We start from the raw sequence: 15,482 nt of genomic DNA on the forward strand, positions 1-15,482 counted from the left end.
CCCCGGATCCGTGTCCGGCAGATCAACCGTCAGATCCGTCAGGGTCCGCAGCAACTCGGCCCCCGAATCGTCGGCTGAGGTCTCGCCGGACAGCTCAGTGAGCGGGTGCGGGAGTGGGAGCAAGGTGGGGGCGGCCACGGGGTCTCCTAGGGCGATTCATCGGCTCCCTGTCGGGGCGCCGGTCACGTCATGGACGCGGGTGGCCGCCGTACGGCACCCGGTCCGTCCGGTCGGGTGGCGCAGCGCAGGAGCACGGTGTAGTCCTGCGCGCCGTAGCCACGCGTCTCGGCTTCGGCGATCCAGGCGCGGACAGCCGAGCCGATGCGCAGGTTCACGCCCTGGGCGCGCGCCGCGTCGAGGATCAGCCCCGCGTCCTTGGCGGCGAGCCCGAGGGAGAAACGGGGCGGATAGCGGTCCTTCTCCAGGGAGGGGCGGCGGCGCTCGGCCTGCGCCGCCAGCGGCGTAGCGGCCATTACGGCGAAGACGGTGTCCGGGTCAAGCCCCAGGGCCTGCCCCAGCGCCACCGACTCGCCGAGCAGGGCGACCGTCCCGAAGAGGGACGAGTTGGCGACCAGCTTGGCCGCGGTGGCCGAGCCGACCGGGCCGGTCACCAGGACCTGGCCCACTTCCGCGAGGACGGGCCGCCATGACTCCACGTCCTGCGGGGTCCCGCCCGCGAAGACCGTCGCCCTGCCCTCTTCGACCGCGTCGGGGCTTCCCATGACGGGCGCGTCCAGCAGCGCGGCGCCCGCCGGGAGCTGGTCCGCCAGGTGGCGGCTCAGGGCAGGGGACACCGTCGACATCTGGATGACGGCGGCAGGGTGCGCGGCGGCGCCCGCGGCGATCCCGTCCGGTCCCTGGACGACGTCGGCGAGAGCCTGGTCGTCCGCGACGAGCACCAGGACGGCGTCGGCCCGGCGGGCGGCCTCCGCGGGGGATGCGACCGGCACGATCCCGGGGCGGGCCAGTCGGGCCGCGGCGGTCGGGGTGCGATTCCAGACCAGGACCTCGTGACCGGCGGTGGCCAGCCGGCGGGCCACCGCGCCGCCCATGGCGCCGAGCCCGATCACGGCGAGCCGGGTCATCGCGGCAGCCCCTCGCTGCTGAGCACCTGGTTCGAGTACCGCTTGTCGCCGGTCACCTCGGCGCCGAACCAGGCGGGCGGCTCGAACGAGGCCGCGCCCCGCCTGTCGGGGAACTCCACTTCCGCGGTGATCAGCCCGGCGAGATGGCCTTCGAACACATCGACGTACGCGGTCCGTCCGCCGGCCAGCGGAACGGCGCGGCGCGCTTTGCGGACCCGGCAGCCCTCCGTCGCCGGCCACAGGGCGTCGAACTGCTCCCTGTCGATGGTCACCTCGAACTCCAGCCGTTCGAGTCCGCTCCCCTTCTTCACCGTGAGGGAGAGGTCCGTTCCCTCACTGCGGATTCGGGCTTCCGCGTCCGATCCCCGGGCCAGATATCCCTGACGGACCGGAACAGCAGGCAGATCGCGATAGGCGTCGTCTTGCTGGATGAGGAACTTCCGCTCGATTTCCACCTGCATGTCGACCAAGCCTCGGTGTCGTCTCGATGGGGGCGATGAACGCCAATGATCGGCTGCTCTCCCAGGATTCAGACAGGTGCTCTTATGTGCGGTCCGCCGGGAGTGGCTGATCGGCTACCTCCGGAAGACCGTACCTAAGAGCACCTGTCGCCGACCATGGCGAGTTGGCTAGAAAGGCCGATGCTTCACAACAGGTTGCAGCCCGGTTCAGGAGGCGATCGACCGAATGACCGTGCAGAACTCTCACAGCGAGCCGCCGCCGCTTCCCCGGCGCCCGCCGGCCTGGACGGCGCGCGGAGTGCGCGGCTCCCACGGGGGGCGGTAGCGGATGTCGCTCGGTCCCGGTGACACCGCCCATGTCCTGATGGCCGTGGTGGCTCTGATGACGATGGCGCAGCTCGGCGGCCAGCTCTTCAGGGTCATGCGGCAGCCCCGGGTGATCGGCGAGATCGTGGGCGGTCTCGTCCTCGGTCCCACGGTGCTGGGCTGGTTCGCCCCCGACGCCCAGCAGTGGCTGTTCCCGCCGTCCGGTGCGACGGCTCATGTCCTCGGCGCCTTCCACACCATCGGTCTGCTGCTGCTCGTCTATCTCACCGGTGCGGAGCTGCGCGTACGCGGCGGCGCGGCGCAGGGACGCACGATCACCTTTGTGGCCGTCTCCGGGCTGGTTCTGCCGTTCGCCGCCGGTCTGGGCCTGGCGCAGTTGCTGGACGTACAGAAGCTGTCCGGCCGCGAGGACGAGCACAACGTCCGGCGCGACCACCAGTTCGTCTTCGAGGGCGAGGACAAGGCGACCATCCAGCGGGCCCCCACGTCCCCCGGCGCCGTGGCCGCCGTCAAGCGGCTTCTCGCCAGGGAGGACATCGAGCACCCGGGCATCCATCTGCGGGAGCGCTCCGGCATCACCGGAGACGAGCTGTCCCCGGCGATCTGCCTCGAACAGCACCGCCATCCGTTCTTCGTCTGGATCGACAAGAAAGACGCCCTGCGGTGCTCGATGGACCGGGTCAGGGTGCACGATCTACGGCTTCCGGAGGGCGAGCGCGTCAAGAAGCCTTTCAGCGAGATGGAGCTGCCCGTCTACCCGCATCTGCCGGACGAGATCGCCCAGGACCCCCGTCTTCTCCAGCTCATCGAGGCGCTGACGTAATCCCTGCGCGAGACGTTCTCGAAGGATGAGCTGCACGCCTACCGCACCCTTTCCGAGATCTTCATGTACTGAGCGATCACATGGGGCGTGCCGGCGGGCGGCCCGGAAAGCCGGGACGCGAGCCGGCGGGCGGGGCCGAAGAGCCGCCGAAAGCGGTTGTTCCGCTGCGGAGCGACCAGCGTGAAGCGGACCGTAGCCGCGCGGCGGCCCGCCCGGGGGTGATTTACCGGCCGTGCGGGGTGCCGGGCGGCACTTCCAGAGAAACAGACGATTCTGATCGAAATTCGTCGAGCACGGGAGATGGCTCTATGTCATCTCGCGGTAAATGCACAGGCATTTCGCTCATGCCTCGCATTCTGAGCGGCAGCGTTTACAGCTGTCAAGGGGTCTCCGGACATGTGCGGCTTGCACATACGGGAGAGCGTGCGGCGCGCGGATTCCCCCGTGTTCCCCCGTGTCTTCGCAGGATGTCTCCCGACTGACCGGGTCACGTCGGCCGTCCCCGCGGCGCGGCGCGGCGCGATGCCCGCCGCGGGCCGTATCCCGCCGGACGGGCCCGCCCCGCCGAAGGTCTCGGGCGCGACCCAGGATCCAGCACGGATGCCGTGAACGGCGCCGTGGAGCCGGAGCTCCACGGCACGGCTCAGACGATGATTGCTGTGGCAGCACCCCCGTTATCCATCTCAGCTGCCACAGCGATACGAACCTAAGCCGCTTACCCTGATGCAGTCAACTGAGATGGATCGCCAGAAGAGGTGAATCTGAACCGATGATCGAAACCCCATCACCGGCCGGCGAGCCCGGGCACTGCCCCGGAGCGTCGCTCGCACACCGCCTGGAGCGGCTCTTCGAAGTCGTCTATCCGGCCGGCCGCGGCCCCTACAGCAACGACGAGGTGGCCGCGCTGCTGAAGGAGCGCGGCGGGCCGACCGTGTCCGGGACGTATCTCTGGCAACTCCGGCGGGGGCACCGCGACAATCCGACGATGCGTCATCTGGAGGCGTTGGCGGGCTTCTTCAGGGTCCCGGCCGGATACTTCTTCGACGAGGCCGTCGCGACCCGGGTGGAAGTCGAGCTCAATACGCTGGAGCGCCTGCGCGAGGCCGGGGTGCAGCGGGTCGCGCTGCGGGCCGTCGGTCTGTCGCCGGAGAGCATGAGCGCCGTCGAGACCATGATCGACCGAGTCCGCGCACTGGAGGGGCTGCCCGTCGAACCGGATCAGCCCGCTCCCTGAGCCCCACGCCGCTTCTCGACGCCGGGAGGAAACCCATGCGGCGCACCCGACGCGCCTGCCGGACATTCGTGCGAAGTCTCCAGCTGCCCCCCGTGGCGGGCATCCGGGATCTGGTGCCCGAGCTGGAGCGCCGCACGGGGCGTTCCCTACAGCTGCAGCCCGCCGAGATCGGTCTGTCGGCGCCGTGCGGCATGTGGATAGCGACGCGGGCGACGGACTACGTCTTCTACGACCCCCAGACCAGCCGGGCGCATCAGGATCACATCATCGCCCACGAGTTCGGCCACATGCTGAAGCAGCACCGGGGAGTTCCCGGGTACTCCTCCGCGAACGCCGAGGGGCTGATCCAGATGATGGATCCCTCCGTCATCGAGCTGGTTCTCGGCCGGACGGACTACGACGAGATCGAGGAGCAGGAGGCCGAACTGGTGGGCTCGTATCTGCAACAGCACATCCATGCCTCTCGTATCCCGGTGAACGCTCAGCCCGGGGATCTGACGGCCGACCGGGTGGCGAAGACCTTTCTGCGCCAGAGGGACTGAAGGTAAATGAAGGACATACTTCACCCGCTGTGCCTGGTCATAGCGACTCTTGGCTTTCTGTTCCTGCTGCGGGACCTGAGGAAGGACCGGAGGGATTCGGCGCTGGTCGCGCTGAGCCTCGTCTATTTCTTCTCCGCCAGCAGCTTCGCCCTCTCCATCACTCCGGTCTGGATCGGGGTCGACAGGGCGCTGGGGGTGACCAACATCGCCGCCCTGCTGGCGCAGAGCTGTGTGATGGCGCTGCTCGTCTGCCAGACGAGCGTCCTCGCCCACTGGGCGCTGCCCCCCGCCGAGGCCCGCCGGCACACCCGGAACTTCGTCCTGGCCGGGGTGGTGGTCATCGGCTCGCTCGCCGTGCTCTTCAGCCTGCTCACCCCGGCCGTCCAGCGGCCCACCGGCTTCTCCCTGTACTACGTCCACGACCCCTACTACAAGGCGTATCTGACGCTCTACATCGGCGTCTACTCGCTCGGCGAGGTCTATCTGGCCCGCGCCTGCTGGCGGCATGCCCGGCAGGCCCGGGACATCTGGGTCGTCCGGGGTCTTCGCGTCATCACCGTGGGCGCGGTCATCACCCTCGGGTACAGCGCGATCCGTATCGCCGGCGTCCTCGGGAGCGTACTGGGCTTCAGTGTCACGGCGCTGGAGCCGGTCGCCTGGATCTGCGGCGACATCGGGGCCTTTCTGACCCTGACCGGCTACTTTCTCCCCACCCTCGTCCTCCGCTCGCGGGCGCTGCGCGCCTGGGCGGCCGACCATGTCGTCTACTGGCGGCTGCACACGCTCTGGAAGGCGCTGTACCGGGCCGAGCCGTCCATAGCCCTGCTGCGGCCCCGGCTCCCGGTCGCGGACTTGATCCGTTTCCGCTCGGTCGGCTTTCATGTCTACCGGCGGACGGTCGAGATCCGCGACGGCATGATCGAGCTGCGGCCCTTCCTCGACCCCGCGGTACGCGTCGCCGCCGAGGCCCGCTGTCTCGCGGCGGGGCTGCGGGACCCCGATCTGGCGGCGGCCGTCACCGCCGATCAGATCCGCTGCGCGCTGACCCGTCACAGCCGGCGCAGTCCGGTCGGCGAACCGGCCGACTACGCCCTCGCCCGCCAGCCCGCACCGACCGCCCATGAGGACATGAAGCTTCTCCTGCTCATCGCGGACTTCTTCACCGCCCCCGCCGGCTCCCGCAGGGCAGCCGAACCGGCCTCCAGCGGGGTCGAGCGGTGATACGACGTGCCTTTCTCACCGCGTCGGCCTCCGCCACCGCGTTTCTGACCGGCCCCCTGTTCGTCCCCTCCCGAACCCCTCGTAGCTCCCGTAGCTCCCGAACCTCCCGAAGCGGAAGGCCCCCCATGCACGGCACCCCCCACCTGGCATCCGCCCGGGACCAGACCGACTCCCTGCGGCAAGGCCGGATCAGCAGTGTCGAGCTGGTCGAGCTGCTGCTGAAGCACCATGCGGCCGTCAATCCGGACATCAACGCCGTCGTCACCCTCGACGCCGAGCGCGCCCGCGCCGAAGCGGTCCGCGCCGACCGGCATCTCGCCCGCACCGGCCGGCCGCTGGGTCCGCTGCACGGGCTGCCGATCACGGTGAAGGACTCGCTGGAGACCGTCCGGATGCGCACCACCAGCGGCTCCCCCACGCTCGACCAGCACATCCCCGCACGGGACGCCGACGCGGTCGCCCGCCTCAGAGAGGCCGGGGCCGTCATCATGGGCAAGACCAACACCCCCGCCTACTGCGCGGACATCCAGACCTCCAACACCGTCTTCGGGACCACCAGAAACCCCTTCTCCCCCACCCGGACCGCGGGCGGCTCATCGGGCGGGGCCGCCGCCGCGGTCAGCGCCGGGCTCAGCAGCCTCGAAGTCGGCAGCGATCTGGCCGGGTCGCTGCGGCTGCCGGCCCACTACTGCGGTGTCTACGCGCTCCGCCCCAGCCATGGCCTCATCTCCAGCCGGGGCCATATCCCCCGGCCGCCTGGCTGGCTGACCAGCAGTGATCTGATGACGCTCGGTCCGCTCGCCCGGAGTGCGGAGGATCTGGAGCTGCTGCTGGAGGTGCTCGCCGGCCCCGCGCCCACCGATGCGCCGGCCTGGCGTCTGGAGCTGCCCCGCCCCCGGTTCGCCCGGCTGCGCGACCATCGCGTCGGCATCTGGGCCGACGATCCGGGCTGCCGCGTCGACACCGCCACCCGGGCCCTGCTGGAACGCGTCGGGAAACTGATCCGTACCGCCGGAGCACAAGTGGACGACGTCTCCCGGCCCGCGGACCTGGCGGAGTCCGACCGGGCCTTCCAGACCCTGATGTTCGCCACGTCCACCGCGTCCGCGTCCGACGCCGACTTCCACGGCGAGGTGGAGCGGGCCGGGAAGCTGGCGCCCGACGACGCCTCGCCCTACGCGTTCTATCTGAGGTCCCGGACGCTCCATCACCGCGACTGGTTGATCGCCAACGAGAAGCGCGAGGAGCTGCGCGGGCGCTGGGCCGACTACTTCAGCCGGCACGACATCCTGATCACCCCCGCCGCGCCGACCGCGGCCGTGGCGGACCAGAGCTCGGTGCCCGTACCGGACCGCTTCATCACCGTCGACGGCGAGCGCCGTGACTACTGGTCCCAGACGACCTGGGCCAATCTCACGGGTCTGGCGGGGCTTCCCACCGCGATCGTGCCCGCGGGGACGACCCGGGAGGGGCTCCCTCTCGGTGTGCAGATCGTCGGTCCCCATCTCGCCGACCGGACCGTCATCGCCTTCGCCGCGCGGCTGGCCGAGCTGCTGCCGCCGCCGGTCGTCGCCCCCGCGCGCGGCCGGCCGTGACCGGTACGGGGACGGCGTCCGGTACTCCGTCCCCGTAGCCCGCCTTACCCTGCCCAGTGTTCCGGCCCCGTAGCCCGCCCGGCCGCGCAGCGTACAGCGGCTCCGGGTCTCAGGCGGCGCCCATGATGCGGGCGTGCTGGTGCATAGCGGCTCCTGCACCAGGGGCTCACTCCTGTTGCACGGGTACTCGGTGGGATACCGCACGCCGCCGGTGGGGTCGTCGCTCATCGTCAGGTCAGTGACGAAAGCGGTCCAGGCTGTGGCGGTGAAGTCGAGGACCGGTCCGGTGCCGTTCATCTAGGTGTCGCGCACAGCGACCGTGTGGGCGCTTCCAGCGGGGAACAGGCTGGTCTCGACGTACTCTTCCTCGTCCGCGCTGCGGGCGAACTCCAAACTCTGCTCGACGCGGTCGACAGAGGACACCACCTCAACCCCTACTCCCCGGGTTAACAAACCACCGCTATGGCGTTCATCTTTACTGGAGCTAACAGAGGTGACGTTCTGACGGCACCACCGCCCGCCGGGAGCAGCCCCGGTGTGGGCTGCTCGCTGTGGCCGGCACCCGTGCTCGGGCATCGCGGGCTGCTGATGCGCCACCCCGTCGCACGGCTCGCGGCCAGTGGTGCGGCAGGAGGTACACAACTGCGCGGTCAGCACGGCGCCCGCGAGGACGGCACGGTCGTGGCGCAGCGGAGTACTCGGGATCTCCCGCTCCCCCGCCGGCCGGTCCAGCTCCGGGTTGAGGACTGTGGTGTTTGTGGACCAGTGGGAAGTACTTCGTCGGTGAGTGGAACCGGTGGGGCTGTGCGGACACTTGTCTGTGTGGACTCGCAATTGAATGACCGGATCCGGTCCGGTGATCGGGCAGCGTTCGCCGCGATCTTCGACGAACACGCCCGTGTGATCTATGCACATGCTGTCCGTACGACGGGTGACTGGGCTGTGGCCGAGGATGTCATGTCGCTCACGTTTCTGGAGGCCTGGCGGCAGCGTGACAAGCTGCGCAGGGAAGTGAGGAACATACGGGCCTGGCTGTTGGGGATCGCGACGAATGTGCTCCGTAACACCGCCCGCTCCGCTCGTCGGCATCGTGTGGCCATGTCGCGTCTGCCGCCGGTGGAGCCGCTGCCTGACTTCTCGGACATGGTGGTCGGGCAACTGATCGACTCCCAGAGACTGGCCGCGGCGGCTAGGGCGCTGAACCGTCTGAAGCAGGGTGAGCGCGAGGTCTTCGCTCTGGTCGTGTGGTCGGACCTGGGGTACGCGGCTGCCGCCGAAGCACTGGGGATCCCTGTGGGTACCGTCCGATCCCGGCTGTCGCGGGCACGGGAGAAGCTGCGTGGACTGGTCAAAGAGGAACTGGCCAACGCGCGGGCGGCGGAACCGCGGGGCGGCAACGGACACGTACCAGACAGTCGGGCGACAGAAGTTCGTTCGTTGCAGGGGAGGAGCACATCATGAATCGGGAGCAGCAGGAGCGAGCTGAGATTGAACATGCGGCGGAGGTACTGCCGCCCGTGCCCTGCCCGGGCCCGGCGCCCGAACGGGTGCGGGTGCGTCGGCATCATCTTCTGAACGAGATCGACGCGCAGCGTGAGGTGAAGGGTTTCGGTCTGGTGCTGCGGCCGAGGCGGCGTATGGCTGTCATGCTGGCCACGGTCACGGCCGCCGGTGTGGCCGTCGCCGCGCTGGGAGGACTCGACTTCAGCACGGGTGACGATCAGGATGCACCGTCGGCGTCGGTCGCGTCGGTGCGGCTGCTGGAGAAGGCAGCCCTAGCCGCTGGTGCGAAGGCTCTTCCAAAGGTGACTCCGCGGGGATTCACCTACGTCAAGATCGTCGGTCACACGACTGTTCTGTCCGAGAATGAGGACAGTCGGACGGAGCGCCTGCGCGAGAGCGAGGACATGGAGCAGTGGATGTCCGTGGACGGCAGCAAGCGGACCCTGGAGCGCAAGAACGGCAAGGACACGCTTCTGCCCGGTGTTCCGGGTAAGGGGAATCTCAACGCGCCGACGTACGAATTCCTGGCAGCCCTGCCAACCGACCCTCAAGCGCTCATCGAGAGAATCTATCAAGAGACCGAGAGCAGTCACGGAGCGGGATCGGACTCCACCACCGGACCGGACCAAGAGGCGTTCGTTACCATCGGTGACCTGCTGCGGGGCTCGGTGGCGCCTCCTGAAACCGCCGCTGCGCTCTACCGGGCCGCGGCCCTCATCCCCGGGGTCGTCACCGTCCCCGAGGCTGTGGACGCCGCAGGGCGCCACGGGGTCGCTGTCGCCCGGGAACATGATGGCGAGCGCACCGAGTGGATCTTCGACAAGAGCACCATGCGTCTCCTCGGTGAACGCACCGTCCTGGTGAAGGACAATGCCTGGGGCAAGGCGGGCAGCGTCGTGACCTCCCTCGCCCTCGTCAAGAACGGCGTCGTGAGCGAGGCCGGCCGTTCCCTGTAAGGGGTGCGCTCCGCGGGCCTGTCCGTCAACGGCACGCGGACCGGTGCCGTCTGGTGCGGGTGTGCACGGTGGGGAGCGTCCCGCAACCGTTCCGGTTGAGACAACCTGGGGCTTGATCACCGGCAGGACGGCGACACAACGCGCTCGTTCCTGTGTGATTCCTGAGGCCGCTCCACTCGAGCATAGGAATCACATGGGGATAGGAATGCGAATCTCGCGATCTGCAGTCACCGTTGCCGCAGCCCTCTGCGCACTGGCGGTCGGCGCGGCGACGGCGACGGCGCTGCCCGAGGGCCCAGCCCCCGAGGTCGGCCTTCTCACTCCGGAGGCCGAGACTCAGCTGCAGGAGCGCCTCAACCAGACCAAGCCCGTCATCGCCTCCTACCAGGGTAGAGACATCAACCTCGCGGACGGCTGGCAGGGTGCTCAGGCATGTACCGAGGTCCCTGACGGCAAGGTCTACTGCTACGCGACCGTCGAGGAGGCGAACCGGCAGCTGGCCAAGATCGCTCCCGCCGCCGCGGCGGCGGACAGGGCGGCAAAGTCAGCACAGAAGGGGATCGGGCCCACAGCTTCCAGCGACTGCGTCTACGGGTGGGTCTGCCTGTGGGAGCACTCGAACTACACGGGTCGCCGACTGCAGTGGTCCGCCGCTGGAACCAAGAAGCTCGGGGACTGGGACTTCCGGGACAAGGCGAGCTCCGGATGCGTGAACCGCAACATCGGCGGCGCGCTCGTCTACGACGCCCGCACCGCCATGCCCGACCCGTACATGGCTCTCGGCAACCTCTACTGCTACAAGTTCACTGACGTCGGCTACCCGACCGGCGGCAACTGGAACGACAAGGCCGACTACATCGAAATGTAACCCACGCGCGCCTGACAAGTTGGCCGGGGCCGGCGCAGAGGGAGAACCATCGCGCCGACCCTGGCCGTGCGTGTACACGGTGAGTCCGGGCCCGAGACCCGGGCGGCCGAAAGACGCCGCCAGGGGCCGAGCGTGACGCCCGACCCCTGGCCGGGCAGCGGGCTACTCTGCGTGATTGCGGCGAGTCCGTAGTCCGTAAGGACGTGGATCGCCTTCGTGCAGCAGCGCCTCAACAACTGGATGGGAGCAGCCACCCGCGGCGAGGCGACCGGTGAGCGGCTGCGAGACGCTGTCAAGGACGAAGGTGTCGTCCGTGCCGTTCAGATCGCTGATGAGCATGAACAAGGCGTCATCGGACGGGTCGTCGATGTGGTCGCCGTTCTCGCTGTCGGCGCAGTAGCGGTCGGCGAGCCCCGGACCCTCCGCCCTTTTGCGTGTGCTGCTCGTTTCCGGTGGTCAGGATGGCACGGCCCGGCGGCTGGCCGGTGGTTCACAGCCACTGGCTGATCGCCGCGACGTGAACGGGGGCCTCGAAACGCACGGCGGGCTCGTCGTATCTGGTCGCGGCAGCCCGGTGCTGCTTGAGGCGGCTGATCCCGAACTCCACCGCGTGACGTGCCGTGTAGTTCTGCCGGTCGAAAGCCGGCGGGCGGGCGCCATCGCGGCCGCGGCACTTGCGGTTGCGAATCTGGTCGGCCGGTTCGGGGGTCGTGCACCGGATTCCGCGTCTGCGCGGGTAAGCGCGGTTGGCGTGCGAGGAGTACGCCTTGTCTCCCCGCACTCGCAGGGGTCTGCGTCTGGGGCGGCCACCGCCGGGCTCGGGCACTCGGATGGCTTCGAGCACCGCCTCGAGCCAACGGGCCGGCGCCCCGTTGGCCAGCCGTGACCAGTGGCGGCAACGGCTTCCGGCCCTGCTCGCACACCGGATGGATCTCCGTGATGAACCCGCCCCGTGATCGTTCGGCCCGTGATCGTCCGGCTCGTGGCCGACCTCGCCGGGCGGTTCCTTCTGCCCGGTGCCATCGTGGCGGGCACCGGTCGCGTGCTGGTGGGCCCCGCAGTTGACCTCCCAGGCGATGCGCCCGTGCCTGCGGCAACATCAGCAGCCGGGCCCACACCCCCTGCCGCTGACACGTGCGGAACAGTCCGCAAACGGTCTGCCAGGGCCCATACTCACACGGCAGGTCACGCCATGGGACACCGGCCCGCAACCACCACCGCACACCGTCCACCAGCCTCCACCGGGACGGTGCAGGACGCCCTCCGGCCGCTGTTCCCCGTTCGAGGCCGGCGGGCGCGCACTGGCGGACGTCGGTGCCATTCCGCTGGCCGCATTCAACAAGGGAATCGACCGGGAGGAACTGGGCCGGGTCTTCCACCCGCTCATGCCCGCGGCTGTCCTCAACCGCCGGAGCTACTGCCCCTGGTAGCGCCCGCCCGGGGGACAGCAGCAGAGTGGTTCGGCCGCCGCCCTGGGCTGCAGGTGGCTCAGGCGAAGAAGCCGGGGGACTGGGACGTCAGGTAGTTCTGCACCGCTTCGACGACGTGGTCGGGGTTCCCCACCCGCTGGTGCCGCTGCAGTACCGGTCGGCGACCGCCGCGCGGCGTACACAGCGGCTCCGGGGCTCAGGCGTCGCCCTGGATGCGGGCGTGCTGGTGCATGTCGTGCCAGCCGTCCCGGTGCAGATGCGCGCTGCGCCGGACGCCCTCCAGCGGAAAGCCCGCCTTGACGGCCACCCGGCAGGACGCCTCGTTGAGATGTGAGTGGGCGAGTTCGAGGCGGTGGAACCCGGCCTCGTCCAGCGCCCAGCCGGACAGGGTGATCAGGGCGCGGTGGGCGACGCCCTGGCGGCGGGCGGCGGGGAGGATCCAGTACCCGCATTCGGCGAGGCCCTGGGCGAGATCGATCCAGCGCAGCGCCATCCGGCCGAGGATCTCGCCGCCGGAGGCGCGGGTGACGGCCCACTGGGCCCCGCTCTCCTCCCGCCACTGCCGGCCGCAGGTCGCGATCCACTTCCGGGCCTCCTCAGGCGAGTCCACTCTGCGCATATGCCAGCGCCCGATCAGCGCGTCCCGGTAAGCGGCCAGCAGGACGGTTTCGTCGCCCGGTGCCCAAGGGCGCAGCAGCAGTTCGCCGTCCGCCGAGGGGAGCGAGGGCTGGGCGGCAGCGGAGAGGCTCCCCGCGGGGATGACGGGTGTGATCGCGAGGCTCATACCCGGCATCATCCCCCGACCGCGGTGCGCCGGGAGAGGACCCCGCCGCCCCGGGCCATCCCCCGCCGACACGTCGGCCCAGCCCACTCCCGTATCAAAAGGGCTGGTCGCCGCCGTGCGGCGTCGAGTAGGGTGACGCCCGTGTTCCTCCTCCGTGTCTAGGATTCCGCGCTGACCGCACCCGCCTTCACCGGTGCGGCACTTCGGTGTCCCCGCACGTCTTCAGCGCCTTCGCGTCGCGCTGCCTTCCGAGGAACCTCTCATGTCTTCGCCTTCGTACTCCGCTGTTCTGCGTACCCGTCATGCGCCCGGTGCCTTCGGCGCCGCGCTGCTGGGACGGCTGTCCTACGGGATGGTCGCCCTCTCCTTGATGCTGGCGGTCACGGACGCCACCGGCTCCTACTCCGTCGCCGGCGTCGTGATGGCCCTGTTCGGGGCGGCCAGTGTCCTTCTCTCGCCCGCCCGTGCCGCGCTGATCGACCGTTACGGGCCCCGGCGGGCGCTGCCGCCGATGGCGCTCGCCTACGCGCTGCCGCTCGCCGCACTGGCCCATGCCACCTGGCAGCCCGGTGCGTCCGGTCTGAGGCTGGGCGCGCTGGCGGTGGCGGCCGGCGCCTGCACTCCGCCGCTCGGGCCCGTGATGCGGACCCTGTGGAGCGCCCTGATACCGGATCGCGCGCTGCTCCAGCGGGCGTACAGCCTGGACGGGGTGGCCGAAGAACTGCTGTTCGTCACCGGGCCGATGCTGGTGGGGCTGCTGGTCACCTTCTCCGTCCCGGCCGCGGGGGTGGCGGTCAGCGCCGGGCTCGTCCTGGCCGGGGCGCTCGCGCTGGCCTTCTCCCCCGCCGCGCGCGGGGCGGGGACGGCGGCACCCGCCGCGGCCCCCGCCGCCGCCCCGGTCCGCCGGAACCGGATGCTGCTGCGCCGCGCGGCCGGGCTGCGGCACGCCGTGCTGGCGATGGCCGCGCTCGGGCTCAGCCTGGGGGCCCTGGATCTGCTGGTGGTCGCCTTCGCCGAACGGCATGGGCAGGGCGCGGCGGCGGCCTGGGCGCTGGCCGCGCTGTCGGCGGGCGGCGCGGCCGGCGGTCTGGCCTACGGCGCGGTGACCTGGCGCTCCTCCGGCCGTACCAGGCTCGCGGCGCTTCTGGCCGCGCTCGGCGTGGCCCTGACGGCCGCCGGTCTCTCGCCCGATGTACGGGTCCTGGTCGCCTTCGCCGGGGTGGCCGGGCTCTTCGTCGCGCCGGCTATCACCACCGCCTATCTGCTCGCCGACGAGTCGGTCGAGCCCGGCAGTCGCACACAGGCCGGTGCCTGGGCCAACACCGCGTTCAACGCCGGGACTTCGGTGGGCATGGCCGCGGTGGGGCTGCTGGTGGACCGGCTGCCGGCGGCCGTGTGCTTCGCCGTCGCGGCGCTTCCCGCGCTGCTCGCCGCCGGGGTGATCGCCCACCGGGCCCGTACGCTCCGTCCGTCTCAGCGGCGGGCCAGCGCCCAGGCGCCCCTGGAGCGCACCTGATAGAAGCCGGGCCCCGGCCAGACGAAGGCGGCGGCGCCGTCGCCTTTCGTCGCGGCCACCGCCGTCCCCTCGGCGAGGTCTCCGTCCAGGGCCTGGAGCTGGACGGGGCCCCGGCCCCGGTGCCGCAGGACGGCGGGGCCGGGCTCGCCGGTGTAGTGCAGCAGGCCGTAGCCATGGCCGTGTACGGAGTCGTCGAAGACGGGGACCGTGTCGAGGGGTTCCGAACGCGCGTGCCAGGGGCTGTGGTCGTGCTGGGGGAAGTCGACGGAGAAACGGACCACGCTCCTGTTGCCGGACCGGACCAGCGGCACCAGGGCGACGACGGGGTCCGGGCCGCCGGTGAGGGCGTAGGTCATCGGCGGGCCGTGCTTCTTCGGCGCGTCGAAGCCGAGGGTGACCCGGGTGGGGTGCTCGGTGCGGAAGACCAGTACGGCCGGTTCGCCGACGACGGGGAGGACGATACGGGGAGTGCTGAGCCCCGGGCCCGCGCCGGCGGTCTCCCGGCCGGCCCGGTCCCCGCGCGGGGCGGGCGGCAGGGCGTTCCGCGTCCGTACGGCAGCGGGGGTCCGGGACGGCGGGGCCATCGGGCTCCGGCCGTCCGCCAGCCGTACGGCGTCGGCGGCGCAGACGGCGATACGGCGGGCCGCGCCCTCGGCGGGCGACCAGACGACCTCGGTCGTGGACGGTCCATGGCGCGGGTCGAAGAAGCAGCGCGGCAGCCGGGCGGGCAGCGGCGCTCCGGCGAGGCGGGCGTCGAGACACGCCAGCGCGTGCCGCCCTTCGTCGAGGGCGCGCAGCACATCGAGCGCGTCCGCGCGGTCGCGGTCGCCGGTGAAGGCCCGCTTGGCTTCGTCGTACGCGTCCAGGGCGCGGGCCAGGTCGGCGCGCATGCCGTCCGTCGCGCCCGGCTGGCCCGGTGCGAAGGCGTGCTCGTCGACGGCGGTCCCGAAGGCCGTGATCTCGGCTTCGATCCCGGCCAGTTCGGCCGTCCGCCGCCGGTTGCGTCCGAAGAGCCCGCCGAGTCTTCCCTCCCACATCCCTCCATCCTGCCCGATGGAGATCGCGCGCCGGCCGCCGGGCCGATGCGGGTGTGGTCGGACTCCCTTCCGTCCGCTGCCGCCGAGCCACCCGCTGCCG

15 protein-coding genes and 1 pseudogene are annotated in these 15,482 nt (G+C 70.7%); 9 read left to right on the forward strand and 7 right to left on the reverse strand.

Annotated features, from left to right (window positions below; genetic code table 11):
- Positions 1 to 182: 182 nt before the first annotated feature.
- Together FF041_RS31900 and FF041_RS31905 are read right to left on the reverse strand one after the other, a co-directional pair.
- The gene (locus FF041_RS31900) at positions 183 to 1,085 is read right to left on the reverse strand and encodes an NAD(P)-dependent oxidoreductase (RefSeq protein ID WP_153525949.1); all 903 of its coding nucleotides are present in this window, start codon (positions 1,083 to 1,085) and stop codon (positions 183 to 185) included.
- Positions 1,082 to 1,546, reverse strand: coding sequence for a CYTH domain-containing protein (locus tag FF041_RS31905; RefSeq protein WP_153525950.1), 465 nt, complete (start codon positions 1,544 to 1,546; stop codon positions 1,082 to 1,084). Before FF041_RS31905 ends, FF041_RS31900 begins: the two co-directional genes overlap by 4 nt.
- Before the next feature lie 328 nt (positions 1,547 to 1,874).
- Between FF041_RS31905 and FF041_RS39595 the strand changes: the two genes are divergently transcribed.
- From FF041_RS39595 to FF041_RS31930, 5 genes are all read left to right on the forward strand, one after another.
- Positions 1,875 to 2,696, forward strand: coding sequence for a cation:proton antiporter (locus FF041_RS39595; protein WP_228388758.1), 822 nt, complete (start codon positions 1,875 to 1,877; stop codon positions 2,694 to 2,696).
- A 769-nt stretch (positions 2,697 to 3,465) separates the two neighbouring features.
- Complete coding sequence (locus tag FF041_RS31915; RefSeq protein WP_153525951.1) at positions 3,466 to 3,930, forward strand: helix-turn-helix transcriptional regulator; 465 nt, start codon at positions 3,466 to 3,468, stop codon at positions 3,928 to 3,930.
- A 35-nt stretch (positions 3,931 to 3,965) separates the two neighbouring features.
- Positions 3,966 to 4,472 carry a hypothetical protein gene (locus FF041_RS31920; protein WP_153525952.1) on the forward strand — a complete coding sequence of 169 codons (507 nt, stop codon included), beginning with the start codon at positions 3,966 to 3,968 and terminating at the stop codon, positions 4,470 to 4,472.
- A 6-nt stretch (positions 4,473 to 4,478) separates the two neighbouring features.
- Positions 4,479 to 5,693, forward strand: a complete 1,215-nt coding sequence (locus FF041_RS31925) for an MAB_1171c family putative transporter (RefSeq protein ID WP_153525953.1) — start codon at positions 4,479 to 4,481, stop codon at positions 5,691 to 5,693.
- 125 nt (positions 5,694 to 5,818) lie between these two features.
- A complete protein-coding gene (locus FF041_RS31930) occupies positions 5,819 to 7,288 on the forward strand; it encodes an amidase (RefSeq protein ID WP_228388759.1) in 1,470 nt (489 codons plus the stop codon).
- Positions 7,289 to 7,585: 297 nt separating this feature from the next.
- On the opposite strand, the gene FF041_RS40170 is transcribed toward FF041_RS31930, so the two are convergent.
- A complete protein-coding gene (locus tag FF041_RS40170; RefSeq protein WP_267133244.1) occupies positions 7,586 to 7,711 on the reverse strand; it encodes a hypothetical protein in 126 nt (41 codons plus the stop codon).
- A 399-nt stretch (positions 7,712 to 8,110) separates the two neighbouring features.
- Between FF041_RS40170 and FF041_RS31935 the strand changes: the two genes are divergently transcribed.
- From FF041_RS31935 to FF041_RS31945, 3 genes are all read left to right on the forward strand, one after another.
- Positions 8,111 to 8,749 carry an RNA polymerase sigma factor gene (locus FF041_RS31935; protein WP_323393289.1) on the forward strand — a complete coding sequence of 213 codons (639 nt, stop codon included), beginning with the start codon at positions 8,111 to 8,113 and terminating at the stop codon, positions 8,747 to 8,749.
- Positions 8,746 to 9,747 (forward strand): CU044_5270 family protein, encoded by a 1,002-nt coding sequence (locus FF041_RS31940; protein WP_153525954.1) that lies wholly within the window; start codon positions 8,746 to 8,748, stop codon positions 9,745 to 9,747. Before FF041_RS31935 ends, FF041_RS31940 begins: the two co-directional genes overlap by 4 nt.
- A 205-nt stretch (positions 9,748 to 9,952) precedes the next feature.
- Positions 9,953 to 10,615 carry a peptidase inhibitor family I36 protein gene (locus tag FF041_RS31945; protein ID WP_194292255.1) on the forward strand — a complete coding sequence of 221 codons (663 nt, stop codon included), beginning with the start codon at positions 9,953 to 9,955 and terminating at the stop codon, positions 10,613 to 10,615.
- 490 nt (positions 10,616 to 11,105) lie between these two features.
- On the opposite strand, the gene FF041_RS39600 is transcribed toward FF041_RS31945, so the two are convergent.
- The 3 genes and pseudogenes from FF041_RS39600 to FF041_RS31955 form a co-directional block, all read right to left on the reverse strand.
- On the reverse strand, positions 11,106 to 11,459 hold the full coding sequence (locus FF041_RS39600) for a hypothetical protein (RefSeq protein WP_228388760.1): 354 nt from the start codon (positions 11,457 to 11,459) through the stop codon (positions 11,106 to 11,108).
- A gap of 319 nt (positions 11,460 to 11,778) precedes the next feature.
- Positions 11,779 to 11,994, reverse strand: a pseudogene (locus FF041_RS40460) (transposase); the annotation flags it as partial.
- A gap of 247 nt (positions 11,995 to 12,241) precedes the next feature.
- Positions 12,242 to 12,829 carry a GNAT family N-acetyltransferase gene (locus FF041_RS31955; RefSeq protein ID WP_153525956.1) on the reverse strand — a complete coding sequence of 196 codons (588 nt, stop codon included), beginning with the start codon at positions 12,827 to 12,829 and terminating at the stop codon, positions 12,242 to 12,244.
- Between the two features lie 262 nt (positions 12,830 to 13,091).
- On the opposite strand from FF041_RS31955, the gene FF041_RS31960 reads away from it, so the two are divergent.
- Entirely contained in the window at positions 13,092 to 14,345 is a 1,254-nt protein-coding gene (locus tag FF041_RS31960; protein WP_153525957.1) for an MFS transporter, read from the forward strand.
- Here FF041_RS31960 and FF041_RS31965 read toward each other — a convergent pair.
- Positions 14,303 to 15,382: a hypothetical protein gene (locus FF041_RS31965; protein ID WP_153525958.1), complete on the reverse strand. Its 1,080-nt coding sequence runs from the start codon at positions 15,380 to 15,382 to the stop codon at positions 14,303 to 14,305. The two genes, FF041_RS31960 and FF041_RS31965, sit on opposite strands and share 43 nt — an antisense overlap.
- Positions 15,383 to 15,482: the final 100 nt, after the last annotated feature.

The organism is Streptomyces jumonjinensis (genome assembly GCF_009600885.1).
GTDB lineage: Bacteria > Actinomycetota > Actinomycetes > Streptomycetales > Streptomycetaceae > Streptomyces > Streptomyces jumonjinensis.